Annotated in this window: 1 pseudogene; it reads left to right on the top strand. The window is 49.4% G+C overall.

From position 1 onward, the window contains the following. Nucleotides 1-308 (top strand): annotated as a pseudogene (locus GNF10_RS37475) (DNA polymerase IV); the annotation flags it as partial.

Here is a 308-nt window from a genome sequence, read left to right as displayed (position 1 = left end):
TAGAACAGCTGCCGATTGAGAAGTTCCACGGCATTGGAGAGGTTACGGCAGCGAAAATGCACTCGCTCGGCATTCATACTGGCGCAGACTTAAAGGAGCGTTCGTCTCTGACGTTGCCGCAGGCATCGCTGACTGAGCTAACACACCACTTTGGGAAAGCTGGTCATTATTACTACAAAATTGCCAGGGCAGAAGATGACCGCCCAGTTGAAGCAAATCGAGTTCGCAAGTCCATTGGTGCAGAAACCTCATTTGCACAGGACTTAAGTGATATCAGCCAGATGTTACAAGAACTCGAACAGATTGCC

Source organism: Nostoc sp. UCD121, assembly GCF_014222285.1.
Lineage (GTDB): Bacteria > Cyanobacteriota > Cyanobacteriia > Cyanobacteriales > Nostocaceae > Nostoc.
Note: the sequence above shows the minus strand (reverse complement) of the source record. Positions and strands in the feature narration are given on the sequence as shown.